Below are 22590 nucleotides of genomic sequence, written 5' to 3'. Positions count from 1 at the left end.
GTCACTCCGGGAAGGTCACGAGGCGGGCAAGGCGCGCCAGCATCTGGTCGAGGATCATCCCGATCACGCCGATCACCAGGATCGCGGTGATCACGTTGGTGATGGACAGGTTGTTCCACTCGTTCCACACGAAGTAGCCGATGCCGGTGCCGCCCACGAGCATCTCGGCGGCGACGATCACCAGCCATGCGATGCCGATGGAAATGCGCATGCCCGTGAGGATGGTGGGGGCCGCGGCCGGCAGGATCACCAGGAAGGCGCGGCGCAGCGGCCCGACCTCCAGCGTGCGGGCTACGTTCAGCCACTCCTTGCGCACGCTCGCCACGCCGAAGGCGGTGTTCACCAGCATCGGCCACAGGGAGCAGATGAAGATGACGAAGATGGCCGACAGCCCGCTGTCCTTGATGGTGTAGAGGGCGAGCGGCATCCAGGCGAGCGGCGAGATGGGCTTCATCACCTGGATGAAGGGGTCCAGTGCCCGCGACATCAGCGGCGACATGCCGATGAGGAAGCCGACGGGCACCGCCACCGCCACCGCCAGCAGATAGCCGATGCCGACCCGGGCGATCGAGTAGGCGATCTGGATGCCCACCCCCATGTCGTTGGTGCCGTTGACGTAGAAGGGGTCGCGCAGGTGCCGCCACAGGGTGGCGCCGACCTCCAGCGGGCCCGGCATGGCCGAGACGCCCTGGGTGGCGGTGGCGCCCATCAGCGCGGCGTATTCCGGGTCCATCTCGACGGCGACCCCGGCGCCGCGGGTCGCCAGGTGCCAGACCACCAGGAAGGCGGTCAGCAGGATGCACGAGAGAAGCCCGGCGCGCAGGGTGAGGGAACCGGTCATGATCACTCCCTCCCGTCAGGTGCGCTTGATGGCGAAGGAGGCGATGTAGCCCTCCGGGTCGGCCGGGTCGAACGGCTTGCCCATGACGGAGAAGCTCTTGCTCGTGGCCTGCGGCGGGGTCAGCCCGGCCTCCTGCATCAGGCGGGCGGCGTCGGTGGCGAGGAAGACCTTGCGCGCCACCCCGGCGTAGTCCACGTCGCCCTTGATCTGGCCCCAGCGCTTCATCTGCGTGAGGATCCACACCGCGAAGGACTCCCACGGGAACGGGTCGAAGTCGATGCGGTCGGGCACCCGCTTCACGTTGCCCAGCCCGTCGGCGAAGGTGCCGGTCAGCACCTGCTCCACCACCGTCACCGGCTGGTTCAGGTAGTTGGCGGGGGCGATGGCGGCGGCGATCTCCTTGCGGTTCTCCGGCCGGGTGGCGTAGGCGGTGGATTCCATGATCGCCCGCAGCAGGGCGGCGTAGGTGTTGGGCATCTCCGTCACGAACTTTTCCGACGCCGCGAAGGCGCAGCAGGGGTGACGGTCCCAGATTTCCTTGGACAGGGTGTGGATGAAGCCGACGCCGTCGTACACCGCGCGCTGGTTCACCGGGTCGGGCGCCAGGAAGCCGTCGAGGTTGTCGGCGCGCAGATTGGCGACCATCTCGGGCGGCGGCACGGCGCGGATCTGGACATCGGTGTCGGGGTCGAGCCCGGCTTCCGCCAGATAATAGCGCAGCAGGTAGTTGTGCATGGAGTAGTCGAACGGGACGGCGAACTTGAAGCCCTTCCAGTCCTTGGGATCGCGCCGGTCCTTGTGCTTCATGGCCAGGGTGATGGCCTGGCCGTTGACGTTCTCCACCGCCGGCATGGTGTAGGGGATGGGATTGGAGCCGGCCCCCAGGGTGATCGCCAGCGGCATCGGCGACAGCATGTGGGCGGCGTCGTATTCGGCGTTCAGCGTCTTGTCGCGGATCACCGCCCAGCCCGCCGTCTTCACCACCTCCACGTTCAGCTTCTGCTTGGCGTAGAAGCCCATGGGGTGGGCCATGATGATCGGCGTGGCGCAGGTGATGGGGATGAAGCCCACCTTCAGGTCGGTCTTCTCCAGCGGCCCGGTGGCGGCGAAGGCTTCCGTCACCAGGCCCAGCGGCAGCACCGAGGCGACCGCCGCGGCGGCCGTCGAGGTGCCGACCGCGCGCAGGAAGGCGCGCCGCGTCGCGTCGTTGGGGAAGAGGGCGCGCATGACCGCCCCTTCCACCACGCGGGTCAGCCGCGCCTCCTCGCCGGCCGCCGCCGCGTCGTGGTCCGCCTGTGACGCGTGACGGCCGCAGGAGCAGCCGCGGCGGGTCAGCGTGCGCGAGGAATCGAACGGATCGTCAAACGTGGCCATGCTGTCTGTCCCCTCTCCACTGGCGACGCGGGCGCTCGCGTCCGGCATACCTCGGTAGGAGCAAGAGGCATGCCAGCGCCGCGGTGGCGGATTTCCGGGCGTCCCGGCCGATCTTCCATTGACGAAAAATCGTCAATGACGAAAGATCGTCAGTGGATTGACGAAAACTCGTGAGTGTGGGTCATGGAGGGGAGCGCGGCGGTGGCCGACTACGGTCCGGCGTTCGAGCGCAACGCCGACGCCTGCCTGGTGGTGGAGCTGGCGAGCGGGCGCATCCGCGACGCCAACCCGGCGGCCTGCCGGCTGCTGGGCTATGACCGCGACCATCTGCGCCGCACCACGGTGACCGAGCTGCACCGCGGGCAGGAGCCGGCGCTGCTGGTCTTCACCGAGGCGGTGCTGACCAAGGGCACCTACTGGACCCGCCGCCTGACCCCCGCCCACGCGGGCGGGCGGACCCTGCGGCTGGAGTACGCGGGCACGCTGCTGCCCGGCGACCGGCTGATGCTGCTGGCGCTGGGCGATCTGGACGCCCGCCGCCGCCGCGACATCGAGGAGGAGGGGGAGCTGTACCTGCGCGACGGCATCGCCGAGTGGCGGCGGGTCGAGCGGGTCTTCCAGGACATCGAGCGGGAGAACCAGCTCATCCTCCAGGCCGCCGGCGAGGGGATCTACGGCGTCAACGCCGAGGGCCGGGCCACCTTCGTCAACCCCGCGGCCGAGCGCATCCTCGGCTGGCCGGCCGAGGAGCTGCTGGGGCGCGAGATCCACGCGGTGATGCACCACCACCGCCACGACGGCTCCGTCTACCCCGCCCACGAGTGCCCCATCTACGCCGCCTTCCGCGACGGCCAGGTGCACCGGGTGTCGGACGAGGTGTTCTGGCGCCGCGACGGCACGCCGATCTGGGTGGAGTACACCTCCACGCCCATCCGTGTCGGCGACACGGTGGCGGGGGCGGTGGTCATCTTCCGCGACGTCTCGCAGCGCCGCGAGGCGGACGACCGGCTGCGCGCCGCCCTGGCCGAGGTGGGCCGCCTGCGCGAGCGGCTGGAGCTGGAGAACGCCTATCTGCAGGAGGAGGTGCGCATCTCGCGCAACCACCGCGGCATCATCGGCGACAGCGCGGCGGTGCGCATGATCCTCCAGCAGGTGGAGCTGGTGGCGCCGACCGACGCCTCGGTCCTCATCACCGGCGAGTCCGGTACGGGCAAGGAGCTGATCGCCCGCGCCATCCACGAGGCGAGCCAGCGCAGCGAACGGCCGCTGATCCGCGTCAACTGCGCCGCCATCCCGCGCGAGCTGTTCGAGAGCGAGTTCTTCGGCCACACCCGCGGCGCCTTCTCCGGCGCCCTGCGCGACCGGGTCGGCCGCTTCGAGCTGGCCGACGGCGGCACCCTGTTCCTGGACGAGGTGGGCGAGATCCCCGCCGATCTGCAAAGCAAGCTGCTGCGCGTGCTTCAGGACGGCCAGTTCGAGCGGGTGGGGGAGGAGCGCACGCGCAAGGTGGACGTGCGCATCGTCGCCGCCACCAACCGCGACCTGCGCGCCGAGGTGGAGCGCGGTCGCTTCCGCCGCGACCTTTATTTTCGCCTGAACGTCTTCCCCATCGAATCCCCGGCCCTGCGCGACCGGCCGGAAGACATCCCGCTGCTGGCCGCCCATTTCCTGCGCGACGCGGCGCGCAAGCTGAACACCGGCGACCTCACCCTGACGGAGGGCGACGTGCGGGCGCTGACCGCCTACCGCTGGCCGGGCAACGTGCGCGAATTGCAGAACGTCATCGAGCGCGCCGCCATCCTCGCCCGCCAGGGCCGCATCCGCCTGGACCTGCCCACCCCGGAGCCGGAGACGCCCGGGGCGCCCGCCGTGTCCGACCCCGCCGCCGCCGCCCCGGCCGCGGCCTTCGAGACCGAACGGGACCGCCGCGCCCGCGAACGCGCCAACCTGCTGGCCGCCCTGGAAGCGGCCGGCGGCAAGGTGTCCGGCGCCGGCGGCGCCGCCGCCCTGCTGGGCCTGCCCCCGACCACCGTCACCTCCCGCGCCAAAACGCTGGGCATCGACCTGCGCTCCGTCCGGGAACGGGCGCGGGGGGGTGCGTAGAGCGGACCGGCAGCGCAGGGCCCGAAGCGACCACTCTCCCGCCCGCCGCCTCAGAAGCGCCAGCGCAGCCCCGCCGTGACCCAGTTGGAGCCGCCGCCGTCGCCCAGCAGGTCGAAGCCGGTGGAGCGGTGGTGCAGGCGGGCCAGGACGCTCCAGTCTTGGTCGGCCGGACCGACCTCCAGTTCCGCCATCCAATAGACCAGCAGCCGTTCCGTGGTGCCGCTGCGGGCCAGTTCGGCGGCGGGCTTCTGCGTAGCGTAGGACGGGCCGATGCCCCAGGCGACGCTGGTGTGCAGGGTGTCGCTCCACGGGAAACGGTGCCAGCGGCCGGTGACCAGGGCGTTGAACTCCCAATGGGTCTGGTCGCCGAAATGGCGTACCACCTGCGCCTCCGCCTCCAGGCGGGCGCCGCCGATGTCGTACAGGCGGTGCGAGCCGGCAATGCCCACCAGGGTGGCGTCGATCCAGCCGATGTTCCGGCCGGTCAGCACCTCGTCGAAGGTGTTGTCGGTCATGCGCGCGCCGAACAGGGTCAGGGCGTTGGGCGGCAGGGCGGCGTCGCGCGCGGCCGCCGGGCCGGCGGCGCAGACCAGCAGCAGCGCAAGCAGCGCGGCGCGGGCGTCGATCATGGCGGTCGGTCCTTCCGTCCGGTTGGGGGCTCCGTCACAGGTCGGGGCGTGGAGCCGCCCTGCCAACCGGACGGAGGGCCTATGCCCCGCGGTCCGCTTGGCCCTTGCACCCGCCGCCGCGGCGTGGCAGAGATCCGCCCAAAGACGTAACGATATAACATTACGAACGAGGGTGAGATGCGGTTCCTGATGGCCTTGTGCCTGTTGCTCCTTGCCGCCGCACCGGCCGGTGCGGCGGACGGCGGCCGCCCGGTGCGGGTGGTGGCGCCGTGGGAGATCACCGGCGTCGATCCGGCCCGCGCCGGCTACATCTTCGGCCGCATGGGGGTGGCCGAGACCCTGGTGACGGTGGACACGGCCGGGCACCTCGTCCCGGCGCTGGCGCAACGGTGGTCGCAATCGGACGACCGGCTGACGTGGCGCTTCGCCCTGCGGCCGGAGGCGCGCTTCCACGATGGCACCGCGGTGACGGCCGGAGCCGTGGCGGCAGCGCTGGAGCGGTCGCGGGCGGCCGGCGTGCTGGGCCGAGCACCGCTGGAATCGATCGCCGCGGACGGCGATGACGTGGTGATCCGCACCCGCACGCCCTTCGCGCCGTTGCCGGCCTTCCTGGCCAACCACACGGCCATGGTGCTGGCCCCCGCCGCCTACGACGCGGAGGGTCGGGTGAACGCGGTGATCGGCACCGGGCCGTTCCGGGTGTCCTCGCTGACCCCGCCCCTGCGCCTGGAGGTGGAGCGCTTCGACGGCTGGTGGGGGCCGGCCCCGGCGGTCGCCCGCGCCTCGTACCTGGCGGTGCCGCAGGGTGAAACGCGGGCGCTGATGGCCGAGAGCGGCGAGGCCGACCTGGCGTTCGGCCTGCTGCCCGTCACCGTCGACCGGCTGCGCCGCAACCCGCGGGTCGCGGTGCACGCGGTGCCGGTGCCGCGCACCCGTCTGCTGAAGGTGAACGCCGGCGCGCCGTTCTTCGACGACGTGCGGGAACGGCGCGCGCTCAGCCTCGCCATCGACCGCGCCGGCATCGCCGCGGCCATCCTGCGCAGCCCCGGCAGCGCCGCCGGCCAACTCATGTCGCCGGGGCAGGCGGCCTGGCACGTCGCCGACCTGACGCCGCTGCGCCACGACCCGGAGGAGGCGAAACGCCTGCTGGCCGAGGCGGGCTGGCGGCCGGGCGCCGACGGCATCCTGGAACAGGACGGCCGGCCCTTCCGGGTGCAGGTGCGCACCTACAGCAACTGGCCGGAACTGCCGGCCATCGCCACCGTGCTGCAGGCCCAGTTCCGCGCCGTCGGGATCGACCTGACGGTGTCGGTCGCCAACAGCTCCGACATTCCCGCCGGGCACCGGGACGGCTCGCTGCACCTGGGGCTGGTCGCCCGCAACTTCTCCCTGGTGCCCGACCCTCTGGGCACGCTGATGGAGGACTACGGGCCCGAGGGCGGCGACTGGGGCGCCATGAACTGGTCGAGCCCGGAGCTGACGGACATCCTCGCCACCCTGGGTGCCGGCGTCGACGACGCAGAGGCGGCGGCCCTGCGCCGGCGCGCCATGACCATCCTGCAGGACGCGCTGCCGGTGATCCCCGTGGCCTGGTTCGACCTGATGGTCGCGGCGAACGAGCGCCTGGGCCCCGTCACCGTCGACCCGTTCGAGATCAGCTACGGGCTGGCCACCCTGAAGCCGGTGCGCTGACCATGGCGGGGATCCTGCGCCCCCTGGCCGGCCGCGCCGTCCAGGCGCTGACCGTCGCCCTGCTGGTGGGGCTGGTCAGCTTCGCCCTGATGCACGCCCTGCCGGGAGACCCGGCGATGCGCATCGCCGCCTCGCGCTACGGCCCCGACCTGATGACCGCCGAGGCGGCGGAGCGGGTGCGGGCCGAGCTGGGGCTCGACCGGCCGATGCCGGTGCAACTGGCGGAGTGGGTGGGGCGGCTCGCCACGTTCGACCTCGGCCGCTCCCTGGTCACCGGCGCGCCGGTGGCGGAGGAGCTGGAGATCCAGCTCGGCGCCTCCCTCTGGCTGGCCGGCGCGGCCCTGGCCCTGTCCATGGCGCTGGGGCTGCCGGCCGGGCTCCTGGCGGGGATGCGGGCCGGACGGCTGCCCGATCACCTGGCGCTGGCCGCGGCGGTGCTGCTGCGCGCCCTGCCGGTCTTCGTCACCGGGCTGGTGCTGATCATCGTCTTCGCCGTCTGGCTCGGCTGGCTGCCGGCGGCGGGGTTCGGCGGCTGGCGCGACCTGCTGCTGCCGGGGCTGACGCTGGCCTTCGGCCTCGCCGCCCTGTCCAGCCGGGTGACCCGCGACGCCACGGCGGCGGTCCTGGCCGCCCCCTACGTCGCCTTCGCCCGCACCAAGGGGCTGCCGGAGCGGCTGGTGGTGCTGCGCCACGGGGTGCGCAACGCCGCCATCCCCGTGGTGGCGGTGCTGGGCCTGCAACTCGTCTATCTGGTGGAGGGGATGGTGGTGGTGGAGAGCCTGTTCGCCTATCCCGGCATCGGCCACGCGCTGGTCCACGCGATCATCGCGCGCGACGTGCCGATGGTCCAGGGCACGGCGCTGGCCATGGGGCTGACCTTCGTGCTGGTGAACGCGGTGGTGGACCTGCTGTGCGCCGCCCTCGACCCGCGGCAGGTGGCGCGATGACGGCCGTGACCCTTGCCGCCGCCCCGCCGCCCCGCGCCCGTTTCGGGCGCCGCGGCGCCGGCGCCGTGATCGTCGCCGCCCTGATCGCCTTCGGGACGCTGGGGCCGCTGCTCATCACCGCCGACCCGGCGCGGCAGGACCTGGGCAACGCCCTTGCCCCCATGTTCGGGGATTACTGGCTGGGCACCGATCATTACGGGCGCAGCCTGCTGGCCCGCCTGGCCCACGCCACCGGCCTGTCGCTGGCCCTGGCGGCGCTGACCGTGGCCGGGGCGGCGGTGCCGGGGGTGGCGCTGGGCCTGCTGGCCGCCTGGCGCGGCGGCTGGACCGACCGGGCGGCCGGCGCCCTGGCCGACATGGTGCTGGCCCTGCCGGGGCTGCTGCTGGTGCTGCTGTTCGCCGCCTTCGCGCCGGGGGAGTTCCTGCCGCTGTACCTCGGCCTCGCCCTGGCCCAGTGGGTGGAGTATTTCCGGGTGACCCGGGCCACCGCCCGCAGCGTGCTGGCGCGCTCCCACGTGGAGGCCGCCCGGCTGCTGGGCTTCGGGCCGCCGTACATCGCCCGCCACCTGCTGCTGCCCGAGCTGGCGCCGGTGCTGGGCACGCTGATGGCGTTCGGCATGGGGACGGCGGTGCTGGCCATCTCCACCCTCAGCTTCATCAGCATCGGCCTGCACCCGCCCACCGCGGAATGGGGCAGCATGGTGACGGAGCTGCTGCCCTATTACGCCGAGGCGCCGGCGCACGTGCTGTCGCCGGCGGTGATGATCCTGCTGACCGTCCTCGGATTCCACCTTCTGGCCGGAGCGGAGCGTCCATGAGCGCGCATCTCGAGGTCGACCGGCTGCGCGTCGCATCGCGCGACGGCGTGCTGGTCCACGACGTGTCCTTCGCCGTCCGCCCCGGCGTGCCCCTGACGCTGCTGGGCGAGAGCGGATCGGGCAAGTCCCTGGTGGTGCAGGCGATCATGGGCACCCTGCCGGCGGAGCTGGCGGCGTCCGGCCGTATCGCGCTGGACGGGCGCGACCTGCCGGGCCTGCCGGAGGCGGAGCGCCGGACCCTGTGGGGCCGCCGCATCGCCCTGCTGCCGCAGGAGCCGTGGCTGGCGCTCGACCCCACCATGCGGGTGCTGGGGCAGGTGGCGGAGGTCTACCGCCACGTCCGCGGCCGTCCCGCCGGGGATTCCCGGGCCGAGGGGCGGGCGCGGCTGGCCGGGCTGGGGCTGGCGGACGCGGTGCACCGCTATCCCTTCCAGTTGTCCGGCGGCATGTGCCAGCGGGTGGCGCTGGCCATCGCGCGCGCCGCGGACGCCGACCTGCTGCTGGCCGACGAGCCAACCAAGGGCCTGGACGCCGCCCTGCGCGACGGCGTGGCGGCCGGCCTGCGCGGCGAGGCCGACCGCGGCCGCAGCCTGATCACCATCACCCACGACGTGACGGTGGCCCGCGTGCTGGGCGGCGAGGTCGGTGTGATGCTGGACGGGCGGCTGGTGGAATACGGGCCGGCCGCCGAGGTGCTGGCGCGGCCGCGCCACGACTACACCCGCCGCCTGCTGGCCGCCGAACCCGTCGCGTGGCCGGGCCGCGACCGTCCGGTGCCGGGCGACCCCGTCATCCGCGGCGCCGGCATCGCCAAGACCTTCGGCGGCCGCACGGTGCTGGACGGGGTGGACGTGGAGGTGCGGGCCGGTGAAGTGGTGGCGGTGCTGGGGCCCAGCGGCTCCGGCAAGTCCACCCTGGGCAACATCCTGCTGGGCCTGGTGCCGGCGGACGCCGGGGAGGTGCGCCGCGGCCCCGGGCTGGCGCCGCTGCGCTTCCAGAAGGTCTACCAGGACCCGCCCGGCGCCTTCGCGCCGCAGCGGACGCTGCGCCGGGCGCTGGCCGACGTGGGCCGGCGGCACGGGGTGGCGTGGGAGGTGTTCGAGGGGCTGATGCGGCGTTTCCGGCTCGGCCCCGGCCTGCTCGACCGGCGGCCCGGCCAGCTTTCGGGGGGCGAGCTGCAGCGCTTCGCCCTGGCCCGCGTGCTGGCGCTGAACCCCGCCTTCCTGTTCGCCGACGAGCCGACCTCCCGCCTCGACCCCATCACCCAGCGGGAGGTGGCGGACCTGCTGCACGAGCTGGCGGGCGAGCGGCGCCTCGGCGTCCTGCTGGTCACCCACGAGGCGGCCATGGCCGCCAACCTGGCCCACCGGGTGCTGGCGCTGGAGCCCGCCGCCGCGGGGTAGCGGCGGACAGCGTCAGAAGGCCAGGCCGGCGATCGGGTTGTCGAAGGCGGCCAGGGGGCAGCGGCATGTGGGGCAGGTGATCTGCGCCAGCACCTCCGCCCGCTGCTCCCGCGTCAGCGACACGCCCATCGTCTTCAGGGACTCGTCGATCAGCCGGGCGTGGTAGGCGCTGACGCCGCAGGCGTCGTCCAGCAGGCCGGTGGCGTCGTCCGTCGGGATCTCGCGGAACGCGGCGGCGGGACCGGCGACGGCGACCAGCGCCGCGGCGGGGGCCAGGGCGGCGATCAGGCGCAGGACGGTGCGGCGCGGGATGACGGGGGCCATGGCGACTCCGGAACGTGCGGTGGTTCTGCCGATGGCCCCCAATCTCGGCACCCCGGGGGGCGGCGTCAAGGGGCGGCGTCAGGGGGTCGGGCGCGCGGGCGTCACGACCCCGGCCGCAGGGCCTGCGCGAACTGCTGCGTGTTGTGGCGCATCATGTCGATGTAGGTGGGGGCGGGGCCGTCGGGGCCGGACAGGGCGTCGGAGTAGACCCGGCCGCCGACGCGGGCGCCGGTTTCGCGGGCGATCTGCTCCATCAGGCGGGGATCGGCGATGGATTCCACGAACACCGCCTTCACCCCGTCCGCCCGGATCTGGCGGATCAGCGCGGCCAGGTCGCCGGCGGACGCTTCGGCCTCGGTGGAGATGCCGACCGGGGACAGGAAGGTCACGCCGTACGCCCGGGCGTAATAGCCGAAGGCGTCGTGGGCGGTGACGATGCGCCGGCCTTCCGGCGGGACCGGGGCGAGGGCGGCGGTGATCTCCGCCTCCAGCGCGTCGAGCCGGCCGCGGTAGGCGGCGTGGCGCGCCCGCAGGGCCTCCGCCCGCGCCGGCGCGGCGGCGATCAGCCCGTCGAGGATGGCGTCGGTGTACAGCCCGGCGTTGGCCACGGACTGCCAGGCGTGCGGGTCGATGCCGCCGTGATCGTGTCCGTGGTCGTGCCCGTGCCCGTGCCCGTGAGCGTGCCCATGCCCATGCGCGTGCGCATGATCATGGTCGTCGTCGTCCCCGGCCTCGATGGGGCGGACGTCGCGGGTGGCGACGACCACGGATACCTTGAAGGCCGCGGCCCGGAGCAGCCGCTCCATCCACCCCTCGAAGCCCAGCCCGTTGACCACCACCACGTCGGCCCCGGCCACGGCGCGGGCGTCGGCGGGGGTGGGTTCGTAGACGTGGGCGTCGCCGTCGGGACCGACCAGGGTGGTGACGGCCACGGCGTCGCCGCCGACCTCCCGCACCAGATCGGCCAGGATGGTGAAGCTGGCGACCACCTTCAGCGGCCGCTCCGCCGCCGGCTGGGCCAGGGCGGCCGTGGCGACGAGGGTGAACGCCGCTCCCAGCAATGCGGTGAGGAAGCGTTTCATGGGCTGTCCTTCTGTGTCATGGAGGTGGCTTTTTCATGGAGGTGGCGCGGGTCACGCCCGCAGATGCCGGCCGGGAAACAGGCGGGTGCGCAGGCTGCCGACCGGCCCGGCGGCCATGGACGCCAGGTAGGCCGCACCCGCGACCAGCACGATCGCCGGCCCCGACGGCAGGTTGAAATGGTAGGAGAGCAGGAGCCCGCCCCAGCCCGACGCGGCGGCGAGGACGACGGCCACCAGGGCCAGCGTCCACACCTGTTCCGCCCAGAAGCGGGCGGCGGCGGCCGGCAGCATCATCAGCCCGACGGCCATCAGCGTGCCCAGCGCCTGGAAGCCGCCGACCAGGTTGAGCACCACCAGGGTGAGGAAGACCCCGTGCACCGGGGCCCCGCCGCCGCCCACGGCGCGCAGGAAGCCGGGGTCGAAGCATTCCGCCACCAGGGGGCGGTAGAGCAGGGCCAGGGTCAGCAGCGTCACCGTGGCGATGGAGGCCACCAGGATCAGGCCGCCGTCGTCCACCGCCAGGATGGTGCCGAACAGCACGTGCAGCAGATCGACGGTGCTGCCGCCGGAGGACACGATCAGCACCCCCGACGCCAGGGCGATCAGGTAGAGGGCGGCGAAGCTGGCGTCCTCGCGCTGGGCGGTGGCGCGCGACACCAGGCCGGCGGTCAGCGCCACCGCCAGGCCGGCCAGCAGGCCGCCGGCGCTCATCGCCCACAGGGACAGGCCGGCCACCAGGAAGCCGATCGCGGCGCCGGGCAGCACCGCGTGGGACAGGGCGTCGCCCATCAGGCTCATGCGCCGCAGCACCAGCAGCACCCCCACCGGCCCGCATCCCAGGGCCAGCGCCAGGCAGGCGACCAGGGCGCGGCGCATGAAGGCGAACTCCACGAATGGGGCGGCGAGCAGGTCGTAGGCGGTCATGCCGCACCCGCGGCGCCGCGGTCGCACACCGGCGCCCCGTCGTCCCAGTGCTCGGCCATGGCGCGGGCGCGCCGCAGGTTGGCCGGGGCCAGCGCCTCGGCGGTGGGGCCCCAGGCGATGGGCTCGCGGGCCAGCAGCAGGGTGCGGGGGAAGTGGGCGCGCACCTGCTCCAGGTCGTGCAGCACGGCGATCACCGTGCGCCGCTCGGCGTGCCAGCGCCGCACCAGCGCCAGCAGATCGGCGGTGGTGCGCGCGTCGATGGCGGTGAAGGGTTCGTCCAGCAGGATCAGGCGGGCGTCCTGCAACAGCATGCGGGCGAACAGCACCCGCTGGAACTGGCCGGCCGACAGGGCGCCGACCGGCCGCCGCTCGAACCCCGCCAGCCCGACCGCGGCGAGGGCCGCGCGCGCGTCGTCGCGCATCGCCGCGGTGATGGCCCCGAAGGCGCCGACGCGCCGCCAGTGGCCGAGCATGACGGTGTCCAGCACGTCGATGGGGAAGCTGCGGTCGATCTCCGCCTGCTGGGGCAGGTAGGCGATGTCCCGCCGGTCGACGCCCTCCAGGGTGACCCGCCCCTGCAACGGCCGCAACGCGCCGGTCACGGCCTTCAGCAGCGTGCTCTTGCCGGCACCGTTGGGGCCGACCACCGCGGTCAGCGACCCGTCGGCGAACCCGCCGGAGATGTGGTGGACCGCGGGATGGCGCCGGTAGCCCAGCGTCAGGTCGTGCAGGCGGATGACGTCGCCCATGGGCTCACCCGATCCAATCCAGGGCCGCGGCGACGGCCAGCCACAGGCCGGCCGAGACGGCCAGCGCCAGGGCGACGCGCCGGGTGGCCGCCGCGGCGAGGGGCCCCGGCCGGCGGGCCGGCGGACGCGGATCACGCGGGTCCATGGGGTGCGGCACGGGTCAGTCCCGCTCGTGGTCGAGGCAGAGCAGCAGGCGCGGTCCCCGCCGCGGGTCGGCCGGCGGCGAGCGGTGGACGATGCCGCGGCCGCGGTTGCCCGGCCACGCCTCTCCCTTCAGCAGGGCCACGTGGCCGGGAGCCAGCGCCCGGATGCGTCCGGGGTTGCGGACGATGGCGTCGTTGTCGCCGCTGCCCGGGGCGGCGCGGTTCACCGCGTCGTCCGGCAGCCACAGGGTTCCGGCACCGCGGTAGGTGCACAGCAGGCGGATGCCCACATGGTCGGCGTGGAAGTAGCGGCAGCCGTTGCCGGTTACCGCCTCCAGCCGCACCGTTACCCGCGCGGCGCCGGTGATCCCGGCGAAGCAGCGCACCAGCAGCGCCACATCGCGCAGCAGCGGCGCCAGGGCAGCCCGGTCCGCGGCGTCCGCCGCCGTCACGGCCCCGGGCAGGTCCGCCCGCACCCGCGCCGCGGTGGTCTCGAACCCCGCCCCGACAGCGGACAACGCCCGCACGGCGGCGATGCCGGACGCAACGGCGGCGGGCAGCGCGCGCTCCCGGATGGCCAGGGTGACGCCGGGCCCGGCAATGGCCCGCAGATGCCCGGCCGCCCGGCAGCGCACCACATGCCCGCCCCCGGCCGGGTGCTCGGCACCGCCGGCCGGGGGCCGCTCCATCAGGTCGATCCGCTCCACCCTCGTCCATCCCGTTCGGTGCCATTCTTCGTAACGTTATAACATTACATATGGAAGGGCGGTCAAGGCTTGCGGCGGGATGCGGGGACGAGCCGAACAGCAAAAAGGCCCGCGCGGTGCCGCGCGAGCCTTTCCGGTTTTGGTGGAGCCAAGGAGGATCGAACTCCTGACCTCTACAATGCCATTGTAGCGCTCTCCCAGCTGAGCTATGGCCCCGAAACTCTGGGATGCCGCCGTGTCCGGCGGCCTCGGTGGAGCGGGATATTGGTCAGGTCGGGCCTGCCGTGCAAGCGAAAAATTCGACCCCGCTCCACATTTTTGCCGGCCCGCTTCGGCCCCCCGGGCCGGCCCCGACCGGCCCCCGATCAGCGCTCGTCGTCGTCCTCGCCCTCGACGTCGACCACCTCGTCCACGTCGTCCTCGCCCAGCTCCGAGGTGTCCTCGATCAGCACGTCGTCCTCGTCCTCGGGCGTGTCGTCGGCGCCCTCCTCGAGGTCTTCCACCGTGACGTCGTCATCGGTGTCGTCGAGGTCCTTGTCGGTGTCCTCGCGTTCCGTCTCCAGGTCCTCGTCCTCCACGACCGGCTTCGCCTTGACCTCCTCGACCGGCGCCGGCCGGGCCCGGCGGGACTTCAGAAGCGCCTCCGGGTCGAAGGTCGTTCCGCAGGCCGGGCACACGGGCGGGTCCTTGCGCAGGTCATAATAGCGCGCGCCACAGTTCGGGCAGATGCGCTTGACGCCCCATTCCGGTTTGGCCACGCGAACTCCTCCGTCATTCCCGTACATCTCGATCAAGGCCGGCCCTTTGCCACGCCTGACGCCGCTTGTCAAAAAGAATTGGTCCCCGGCCGATGGCAGCGCATACGCTGGTGCGGCACCAACAGGGGAGGACGCTTCGCCATGACCATCGCCGCACCACCCGACCGCCGCCGCACCGGGTGGCTATACGCCCTCGCCCTGGCCGTTCTGCTGGCCCCGGCGGCGCCGCTCCCGGCCGGTGCCGCCGGCGACGTCGCCCCGGAAGGGGCGACCGGCCGTACCCAGCGCGCGCCGGACCGGGCGACGCGCCACATGGCCGCCGCCGCCAACCCGCTGGCGGCGTCGGCGGGGCGCGAGATCCTGCGCGCCGGCGGCAGCGCGGTGGACGCCGCCATCGCCATGCAGATGGTGCTGGGGCTGGTGGAGCCGCAAAGCTCCGGCATCGCCGGCGGCGCCTTCCTGCTGCACTGGGACGCCGCGGCGCGCACCCTGACCACCCTGGACGGCCGCGAGACGGCGCCCATGGCGGCGACGCCGGAGCGATTCCTGAAGCCGGACGGCACCCCCATGGCGTTCTTCGACGCGGTGGTCGGCGGCCGCTCCGTCGGCGTGCCCGGTGTGCCGCGCCTGCTGGAGCTGGCGCACCGCCGCCACGGCCGGCTGCCCTGGCGCGACCTGTTCGCCCCGGCGATTCGGCTGGCCGAGGCGGGGTTCGCCGTGTCGCCGCGCCTGCACGGGCTGCTGGCGCAGGACAAGCACCTGCGCGACGACCCGGCGGCGCGGGCACTCTATTACGGCCCCGACGGGGCGGCGCTGCCCATCGGCGCCACCCTGCGCAATCCCGAATACGCCGCCGTCCTGCGCGCCGTCGCCGAGGGCGGAGCCGACGCCTTCCACACCGGCCCGATCGCCGCCGCCATCGCCGCCGCGGTGGCCGGCCACCCCGCCAACCCCGGCGACCTCACCCCGGCCGACCTCGCCGCCTACCGCGCCAGGGAACGGCCGCCGGTGTGCGGCCCCTACCGGGGCTACACCGTGTGCGGCATGGGGCCGCCCAGCTCCGGCGGGATCGCGGTGCTGCAGATCCTGGGCGTGCTGGAGGCGCAGGACGCCGCGGCCTCCGATCCGATCGATGCGGCCCATCGGTTCGCCGAGGCCGGGCGCCTGGCCTTCGCCGACCGCGCCCGCTACCTGGCCGACCCCGACTATGTGCCCGTGCCGGTCCGCGGGCTGATCGATCCCGGCTACATCGCCGGGCGCGCCGCCCTGGTGGACCCGCAGCGCTCCATGGGCCGGGCCGAGGCCGGCACGCCGCCGTGGCGGCAGGGGGCGCTGTACGGCGCGTCGGAGGGGGTGGAGCACGGCACCTCCCACATCGCCGTGGTGGACGGGCAGGGCAACGCCGTGTCCATGACCACCTCCATCGAAAGCGCCTTCGGGGCGCGGCTGATGGTGCGGGGCATGCTGCTGAACAACCAGCTCACCGACTTCGCGTTCGAGCCCGTGGCCGACGGCCTGCCGGTCGCCAACCGGGTGGAGCCCGGCAAGCGGCCGCGCAGCTCCATGGCCCCCACCATCGTGTTCGACGGCGACGGCAACCTGCGCGCCGTCGTCGGCTCGCCCGGCGGCAGCCAGATCATCGGCTACGTGGCCAAGACGCTGGTCGGGCTGCTGGAGCGCGGCCTCGACCCGCAGGTGGCGGTGGACCTGCCCAATTTCGGCAGCCGCAACGGCCCGACCGAGCTGGAGAAGGGCACCGAGGCGGAGACCTGGAAGGCGGCCCTGGAGGCGCGCGGCCACACCGTGTCGGTGATCGAGATGACGTCGGGCACCCAGGCCATCGTGGTGACGCCGGACGGGCTGGTCGGCGGCGCCGACACCCGGCGCGAGGGCGCGGCGGCGGGCGATTGAGGGCGCCCCGCCCCCCTCGCATCGCCGGGGCGGCTGTGCTAGGAAACCCGCCGCCACCGTTGCGCCACCATTGCTGAAGAGGGTCCCACGTCATGCCGCAGGCGAAGCCGCTGCGCTCCTCCGCCGCCGGAGCCCTGACCGGCACCGCCCGCGTTCCGGGCGACAAGTCGATCTCCCACCGCTCCCTGATGCTGGGCGCCGTCGCTGTCGGCGAGACGGTCGTCCACGGCCTGCTGGAGGGGGAGGACGTGCTCCACACCGCCGCGGCCATGCGGGCGCTGGGCGCGCGGGCGGATCGGGACGACGACGGCGTGTGGCGCATCCACGGCGTCGGCGTCGGCGGGCTGGGGGAGCCGGCGCAGGTGCTCGACATGGGCAACAGCGGCACCGCCGCGCGCCTGCTGATCGGCCTGGTGGCCGCCCACCCCGTCACCACCTTCTTCACCGGCGACGCCTCGCTGAACAAGCGGCCGATGGCCCGCATCATCGGCCCGCTGGAGCGCATGGGCGCCAGCTTCGTCAGCCGCGCCGGCGGCCGCCTGCCCCTGGCGGTGGTGGGCAGCGCGCAGCCGGTGCCCATCGAATACCGCCTGCCCGTGGCCTCGGCCCAGGTGAAGTCGGCCGTGCTGCTGGCCGGCCTCAACACGCCGGGCGTCACCACGGTGATCGAGGCGGAGCCGACCCGCGACCACACGGAGCTGATGCTGCGCCATTTCGGCGCCGACGTGCGCACGGAGCGGCTGGAGGACGGCGCCCTGGCGGTATCGGTCACCGGCCAGCCCGAACTGACCGGGCGCACCATCCATGTGCCGGCCGATCCGTCGTCCGCCGCCTTCCCGGCGGTGGCGGCGCTGCTGCGCCCCGGATCGGAGCTGCTGCTGACCGACGTCGGCATGAACCCGCGCCGCACCGGCCTGTACGACACGCTGGTGGAGATGGGCGCCGACATCGTGTTCGAGAACCGCCGCGACCAGGCGGGCGAGCCGGTGGCCGACCTGCGGGTGCGCGGCGGCGCGCTCAAGGGCGTGGTGGTGCCGCCCGACCGGGCGCCGTCGATGATCGACGAGTACCCCATCCTCGCCGTCGCCGCCGCCTTCGCCGAGGGCACCACCACCATGCTGGGCCTGAAGGAGCTGCGGGTGAAGGAGAGCGACCGGCTGGCCATGATCGCCGACGGCCTGACCCGCTGCGGCGTGCGGGTCGAGGTGGGGGCGGACGACAGCCTGACCGTCCACGGCACCGGCCTCGCCGGCCGCCCGCGCGGCGGCGCCACCGTGGCCACCGCCATGGACCACCGCATCGCCATGAGCTTCCTGGTCTTCGGCATGGCCTCGGCCGAGCCGGTGCAGGTCGACGACGGCGCCTTCATCGACACCAGCTTCCCCGGCTTCGTCACCCTGATGAACCGGCTGGGGGCGCGGATTTCGGAAGCCTGAGCCCATGACCCGCCCCATCGTCATCGCCATCGACGGCCCCGCCGCGTCGGGCAAGGGCACGCTGGCCCGCCGCATCGCGGCGCGGTTCGGCTGCGCCCACCTCGACACCGGGCAGCTCTACCGGGCGGTCGGCATGGCCGTGCTGCGCGCCGACAAGGACCCGGCGGACGCCGCGTTCGCCGCGCTGGCGGCGCGCGCACTGAAGCCCGACGACGCCATCCTCGCCGATCCGGAGCTGCGCTCCGACGGGGCGGCGCAGGCGGCGTCCAAGGTGGCGGCGGTGCCCGAGGTGCGCCGGGCGCTGCTGGACTTCCAGCGCTCCTTCGCCGCCCGCCCGCCGGGCGGGGCCGCCGGGGCGGTACTGGACGGGCGGGACATCGGCACCGTGGTGTGCCCGGACGCCGACGCCAAGCTGTACGTTACCGCTTCCGTGGAGGTGCGGGCGCAGCGGCGACTCAAGGAGTTGCGGGAACGCGGGATCCCCGCTATACCTGACGCCGTCCTGGAGGACATGAAGGCCCGTGATGCGCGCGACAGCCAGAGAGCGGTGGCCCCGCTCAAGCCGGCTGGCGACGCATTTGTGCTTGATACGTCCGCGATGACCGCCGATGAGGCGTTCGAAGCGGCGGTCGCCTTCATCGCTTCGGCCACCGGTTCGGCGGCCGCGCGGTAGGGCGGTCGGGGCACGAAGGGGCGGAACGGGTCCGGTCGCTCCGGGAAACAGTCAACCCAAGTCGCCGGGCGCGAGGCTCGGCGCGGCGGTCCGGTCGAATCCACCACCATGATGCCGTGGGGGTGGAGGCGCCGGGTCGCTTTTTTCGCAACCTTAGGAGTTTCGATGGCACAAGCTATGGCCAAGACCGGCGAAGGCGCCAGGGAGAGCTTCGCCGCTCTCCTGGAAGAGTCGCTGGGCACCAGCGAGAGCCTGGAAGGCACCGTCGTCAAGGGCCGCGTCGTTGCAGTCGAAAACGACATGGTCACCATCGACGTCGGCCTGAAGTCCGAGGGCCGGGTCGCGCTGAAGGAGTTTGCCCAGCCCGGTCAGCCGGCTGAGCTGAAGGCCGGGGACACCGTCGAGGTGTACCTGGAGCGCATGGAGGACAAGAACGGCGAGGCCGTGCTGTCCCGCGAGAAGGCGAAGCGCGAAGAGGCGTGGACGCAGCTCGAGAAGGCGTTCAACGACCAGCAGCGCGTCACCGGCGTCATCTTCGGGCGCGTCAAGGGCGGCTTCACGGTCGACCTGAACGGCGCCGTGGCGTTCCTGCCGGGCTCGCAGGTGGACATCCGTCCCGTGCGCGACATCTCCCCGCTGCTGGGCACGCCGCAGCCGTTCCAGATCCTGAAGATGGACCGCTCGCGCGGGAACATCGTGGTGTCGCGCCGCGCCGTGCTCGAGGAGAGCCGTGCGGAGGCCCGTTCGGAGCTGGTGGCCAACCTCAAGGAAGGCCAGGTGCTCCAGGGTGTGGTCAAGAACATCACCGACTACGGTGCGTTCGTCGACCTGGGCGGCGTGGACGGCCTGCTGCACGTCACCGACATCGCGTGGCGCCGCATCAACCATCCCTCCGAGGCGCTGCAGATCGGCCAGACCGTCACGGTCCAGGTCATCCGCTTCAACCCGGAGACCCAGCGCATCAGCCTCGGCATGAAGCAGCTCGAGGCCGATCCGTGGGAAGGCGTGGAAGCCAAGTACCCGGTCAGCGCCCGCTTCAAGGGCCGCGTCACCAACATCACCGACTACGGCGCCTTCGTGGAGCTGGAGCCGGGGATCGAGGGCCTGGTGCACGTCTCCGAGATGTCGTGGACCAAGAAGAACGTCCACCCCGGCAAGATCGTGTCGACCTCCCAGGAGGTCGAGGTCATGGTCCTGGACGTGGATCCGCAGAAGCGCCGCATCAGCCTCGGCCTGAAGCAGTGCCTCGACAACCCGTGGGAGACCTTCCTCGACAAGTACGGCCCCGGCACGGAGCTGGAAGGCGAGGTCAAGAACATCACCGAATTCGGTCTGTTCGTCGGTCTGCCGGGCGACATCGACGGCATGGTCCACATGTCCGACCTCGACTGGAACAAGTCGGGCGAGGAGGCCATCGCCGAGTACAAGAAGGGTGACCGCGTCAAGGTCAAGGTCCTCGACGTGGACATCGAGAAGGAGCGCATCTCGCTCGGCATCAAGCAGCTCGCCTCCGATCCCTTCGAGTCGGCCACCGCCGGCATGAAGAAGGGCGACGTGGTGACCTGCACGGTGACCCAGGTCACCGACGGCGGCATCGAGGTGGCGGTGGGCGAAGGCTTCACCGGCTTCATCCGCAAGTCCGACCTGTCGCGCGAGCGGTCCGAGCAGCGTCCGGAGCGGTTCGCCGTCGGCGAGAAGGTCGACGCCAAGGTGACCCAGATCGACCGCGGCTCCCGCCGCATCTCGCTGTCCATCAAGGTCCGCGAGATGGAGGAGGAGAAGCAGGCGATGGCCGAGTACGGTTCGTCCGACTCCGGCGCCTCGCTGGGCGACATCCTGGGCGCGGCCCTGAAGCGCCGCCAGCAGGGCGAGGAGTAATCCTCCTCCCCTCCGGGGTTATGAAAAGGCCGCCGCGGGCAACCGCGGCGGCTTTTTTTCTGGGCGAAATCCGCGTTCATTCCCAAAGAAGTGGCCATACAAAAGTATAGATTCCCCGGACGCCCGATTCTTGCGCTGTAGATTTTAGCAAGAAGCGGAATGACGGCCGGACCTCCATTTGGGCATCGTCCTCATGCAACGCCGCTTGAGCGCGGCAGATGCAGGACATCGATGATGAACAGCCACTCCATTGGAGGTCCGCGGTGAACGTTCTTTCCGGTAAGGTCGCCATCGTGACGGGAGCCAGCTCCGGGATCGGGCGCGCGACCGCGATTCTGTTTGCCCGGCAAGGGGCCAGGGTCGTCGTCGCGGCGCGGCGGCAGCATGAACTCGACATCCTCGTCTCGGAGATCGCCGCGACGGGGGGCGAAGCGGTCGCCCTGGCGGGCGACGTTCGCGACGAGGACCATGCCAGGGCCCTGGTCGAGCAGGCCGTGAACCGTTTCGGCGGGTTGGATGTGGCGTTCAACAACGCCGGCGCGGCGGGCACAATGGCGCCGGTCACCGACCTGTCGCTCGCCGACTGGCAGGACGTCATCGCGACGAACCTGACGAGCGCGTTCCTCGGTGCCAGGCACCAGATCCCCGCGATGGCCGCGCGCGGTGGCGGCTCGTTGATCTTCACCTCGTCCTTCGTCGGCTACACCGCGGGATTGCCGGCGATGGCGGCCTACGCCGCGGCAAAGGCCGGGCTGGTCGGCCTGACGCAGGTGCTGGCGGCCGAACTCGGGCCGAAGGGCATCCGGGCCAACGCCGTCCTGCCCGGTGGCACCGACACCCCGGCCAACCCCGTCAACGCGCCGGGGGCGACCCCGGAGGTTCGCACCTTCGTCGAGGGACTCCACGCCCTGAAGCGGATCGCTACGCCGGAGGAGATCGCGCAGACGGTGCTCCACCTCGCGTCCGATGCGTCGAGCTTCATGACCGGCACGGCGCTGCTGGTCGACGGCGGCGCCTCGATCAACCGGACCTGAGTCGGGCGAGGATGCCGCGCCGCCGCGCCGGCATCCTCATGCCGACGGCATGCCGTCGGTGTCACACCGCCGCCCCCATCGGGCTGTCGTCGTCGCGGAAGCGGCGCAGGTCGTCGGTGCGTTCGTAGGGCAGGACGGTGGTCAGGCCCTCGGCCGGCTCGCCGGCCAGCAGGGCCAGGGTGTGGTGGGCCAGGGTGGCGCCGACGCGGCGCTGCGGCTGGTAATAGTAGACGACGCGCTGGTCGGACAGCATGCGGAAGGGCATGCCGCCGAAGCCCACCACCGTCACGCCGTCGCGCACCGTGTCGATGCCGCAGGCGATCAGCCCCTCCAGCACGCCGACCACCGACATCTGGTTGGCGCAGATGATGGCGGTGACGGAGCGGTCGGCGCTCAGCAGCCGGCGCGCCGCCTCGCGGGTGGCGCGCACCGACAGGTCGGCGGTGAGGCTGAGCGCCGGGTCGCGCGGCAGGTCCGATTCGGCCAGCCCCCGCTGGTAGCCGCGCAGGCGGTAGCCGAGATACGTCAGCGTGCCCGCCGGGTTGATCAGGGCGATGCGGCGGTGCCCGTCGGCCGCCAGGCGGGCCACCGCATCGACCACCGCGCCCTCGTCGTCGTGGTCGACGAAGGCGTGGGGCGTCAGCAGCTCGGTGCGCCCGAAGCTGACGAAGGGGAAGTCCCGCTCCAGGCAATAGCGCGCCCGCTCGTCCAGCGGGGTGGTGCGCGAGAAGACGACGGCGTCAGCCAGCTGTTGCTCTGCCACCTTGCGCACCGCGTCCAGCGGCGTCTGGCCGCCGGTCTGCGCCAGCATGAGCAGGTTGTAGCGCGACGGCTCCAGCCCGGCCGACAGACTCTCCACCTGGGCGAGGAAGCCGGGGTCGCCGTAGTCGCCGACCTCCGGCGCGTAGAGGATGGAGCACACCTTCATGGTGCGGCCGGTGCGCAGGTGGATGCCGCCGACGTTGGGCACGTAGCCCAGCTCCGCCGCCGCCTCCTTCACCCGCGCGATGGTTTCCGGCCGCACCTCCGGCCCGTCCTTCAGCGCCCGCGACACGGTGGTGACCGACAGGCCCAGGTGGTCGGCCAGTGTGCGCAGATTGGCCTGCCGCCGTCCCGTCACCCGTGATCCCCCGATGGCCGCCCCGTCCGTCCTCGCCATAGCCG

At 72.9% G+C, this 22590-nt stretch carries 21 protein-coding genes and 1 tRNA gene; 10 read left to right on the top strand and 12 right to left on the bottom strand.

Annotated elements, in window-relative coordinates; all coding sequences use genetic code 11:
- Position 1 precedes the first annotated feature (1 nt).
- Complete coding sequence (ntrB, locus tag G472_RS0124790; RefSeq protein ID WP_029010529.1) at positions 2-841, bottom strand: nitrate ABC transporter permease; 840 nt, start codon at positions 839-841, stop codon at positions 2-4.
- A gap of 15 nt (positions 842-856) precedes the next feature.
- Complete coding sequence (locus G472_RS0124785) at positions 857-2215, bottom strand: CmpA/NrtA family ABC transporter substrate-binding protein (protein ID WP_029010528.1); 1359 nt, start codon at positions 2213-2215, stop codon at positions 857-859.
- A 183-nt stretch (positions 2216-2398) separates the two neighbouring features.
- On the opposite strand from G472_RS0124785, the gene G472_RS0124780 reads away from it, so the two are divergent.
- Positions 2399-4318: a sigma 54-interacting transcriptional regulator gene (locus G472_RS0124780; protein WP_029010527.1), complete on the top strand. Its 1920-nt coding sequence runs from the start codon at positions 2399-2401 to the stop codon at positions 4316-4318.
- A 50-nt stretch (positions 4319-4368) separates the two neighbouring features.
- Here G472_RS0124780 and G472_RS0124775 read toward each other — a convergent pair whose 3' ends face one another.
- A complete protein-coding gene (locus G472_RS0124775; protein ID WP_029010526.1) occupies positions 4369-4947 on the bottom strand; it encodes a hypothetical protein in 579 nt (192 codons plus the stop codon).
- Between the two features lie 177 nt (positions 4948-5124).
- On the opposite strand from G472_RS0124775, the gene G472_RS0124770 reads away from it, so the two are divergent.
- The 4 genes from G472_RS0124770 to G472_RS0124755 are packed head-to-tail and all read left to right on the top strand — an operon-like array spanning position 5125 to position 9807.
- On the top strand, positions 5125-6639 hold the full coding sequence (locus G472_RS0124770) for an ABC transporter substrate-binding protein (RefSeq protein ID WP_029010525.1): 1515 nt from the start codon (positions 5125-5127) through the stop codon (positions 6637-6639).
- Positions 6640-6641: 2 nt separating this feature from the next.
- Positions 6642-7586: an ABC transporter permease gene (locus G472_RS0124765; protein ID WP_029010524.1), complete on the top strand. Its 945-nt coding sequence runs from the start codon at positions 6642-6644 to the stop codon at positions 7584-7586.
- A complete protein-coding gene (locus tag G472_RS0124760) occupies positions 7583-8404 on the top strand; it encodes an ABC transporter permease (protein WP_029010523.1) in 822 nt (273 codons plus the stop codon). The genes G472_RS0124765 and G472_RS0124760 overlap by 4 nt, the downstream gene beginning before the upstream one ends.
- Entirely contained in the window at positions 8401-9807 is a 1407-nt protein-coding gene (locus G472_RS0124755; protein WP_029010522.1) for an ABC transporter ATP-binding protein, read from the top strand. The genes G472_RS0124760 and G472_RS0124755 overlap by 4 nt, the downstream gene beginning before the upstream one ends.
- 12 nt (positions 9808-9819) lie before the next feature.
- Here the strand turns inward: G472_RS0124755 and G472_RS35475 are convergent, their stop codons facing one another.
- From G472_RS35475 to G472_RS0124715, 8 genes are all read right to left on the bottom strand, one after another.
- On the bottom strand, positions 9820-10131 hold the full coding sequence (locus G472_RS35475) for a hypothetical protein (RefSeq protein WP_035693695.1): 312 nt from the start codon (positions 10129-10131) through the stop codon (positions 9820-9822).
- Positions 10132-10232: 101 nt separating this feature from the next.
- Entirely contained in the window at positions 10233-11213 is a 981-nt protein-coding gene (locus G472_RS0124745) for a metal ABC transporter solute-binding protein, Zn/Mn family (RefSeq protein WP_029010521.1), read from the bottom strand.
- A 51-nt stretch (positions 11214-11264) separates the two neighbouring features.
- Positions 11265-12137, bottom strand: a complete 873-nt coding sequence (locus tag G472_RS0124740; protein WP_029010520.1) for a metal ABC transporter permease — start codon at positions 12135-12137, stop codon at positions 11265-11267.
- Positions 12134-12886, bottom strand: coding sequence for a metal ABC transporter ATP-binding protein (locus G472_RS0124735; RefSeq protein WP_029010519.1), 753 nt, complete (start codon positions 12884-12886; stop codon positions 12134-12136). The genes G472_RS0124740 and G472_RS0124735 overlap by 4 nt, the downstream gene beginning before the upstream one ends.
- Before the next feature lie 4 nt (positions 12887-12890).
- Complete coding sequence (locus tag G472_RS39135) at positions 12891-13043, bottom strand: hypothetical protein (RefSeq protein ID WP_156927251.1); 153 nt, start codon at positions 13041-13043, stop codon at positions 12891-12893.
- Between the two features lie 3 nt (positions 13044-13046).
- Positions 13047-13736, bottom strand: coding sequence for a DUF1826 domain-containing protein (locus tag G472_RS37590; RefSeq protein ID WP_051341229.1), 690 nt, complete (start codon positions 13734-13736; stop codon positions 13047-13049).
- Between the two features lie 140 nt (positions 13737-13876).
- Positions 13877-13952 (bottom strand) — tRNA-Ala (locus G472_RS0124720).
- Positions 13953-14101: 149 nt separating this feature from the next.
- On the bottom strand, positions 14102-14494 hold the full coding sequence (locus G472_RS0124715; protein ID WP_029010518.1) for a TIGR02300 family protein: 393 nt from the start codon (positions 14492-14494) through the stop codon (positions 14102-14104).
- Between the two features lie 141 nt (positions 14495-14635).
- Here G472_RS0124715 and ggt point away from each other — a divergent pair, with 141 nt between their 5' ends.
- From ggt to G472_RS0124690, 5 genes are all read left to right on the top strand, one after another.
- A complete protein-coding gene (ggt, locus tag G472_RS0124710) occupies positions 14636-16405 on the top strand; it encodes a gamma-glutamyltransferase (protein ID WP_029010517.1) in 1770 nt (589 codons plus the stop codon).
- 92 nt (positions 16406-16497) lie between these two features.
- Positions 16498-17841: a 3-phosphoshikimate 1-carboxyvinyltransferase gene (aroA, locus tag G472_RS0124705; RefSeq protein ID WP_029010516.1), complete on the top strand. Its 1344-nt coding sequence runs from the start codon at positions 16498-16500 to the stop codon at positions 17839-17841.
- 16 nt (positions 17842-17857) lie between these two features.
- Positions 17858-18514, top strand: a complete 657-nt coding sequence (gene cmk / locus G472_RS0124700; RefSeq protein ID WP_029010515.1) for a (d)CMP kinase — start codon at positions 17858-17860, stop codon at positions 18512-18514.
- Between the two features lie 165 nt (positions 18515-18679).
- Entirely contained in the window at positions 18680-20392 is a 1713-nt protein-coding gene (rpsA, locus tag G472_RS0124695) for a 30S ribosomal protein S1 (RefSeq protein WP_029010514.1), read from the top strand.
- Positions 20393-20610: 218 nt separating this feature from the next.
- Entirely contained in the window at positions 20611-21426 is an 816-nt protein-coding gene (locus G472_RS0124690) for an SDR family oxidoreductase (RefSeq protein ID WP_051341227.1), read from the top strand.
- A gap of 61 nt (positions 21427-21487) precedes the next feature.
- Here the strand turns inward: G472_RS0124690 and G472_RS0124685 are convergent, their stop codons facing one another.
- Complete coding sequence (locus G472_RS0124685) at positions 21488-22585, bottom strand: LacI family DNA-binding transcriptional regulator (protein ID WP_051341225.1); 1098 nt, start codon at positions 22583-22585, stop codon at positions 21488-21490.
- Positions 22586-22590 lie beyond the last annotated feature (5 nt).

It is taken from the genome of Azospirillum halopraeferens DSM 3675 (genome assembly GCF_000429625.1).
Classification (GTDB): Bacteria; Pseudomonadota; Alphaproteobacteria; order Azospirillales; family Azospirillaceae; genus Azospirillum; species Azospirillum halopraeferens.
The sequence above is the reverse complement of the archived record's forward strand: the minus strand, read 5'-3'. Positions and strand labels throughout refer to the sequence as shown.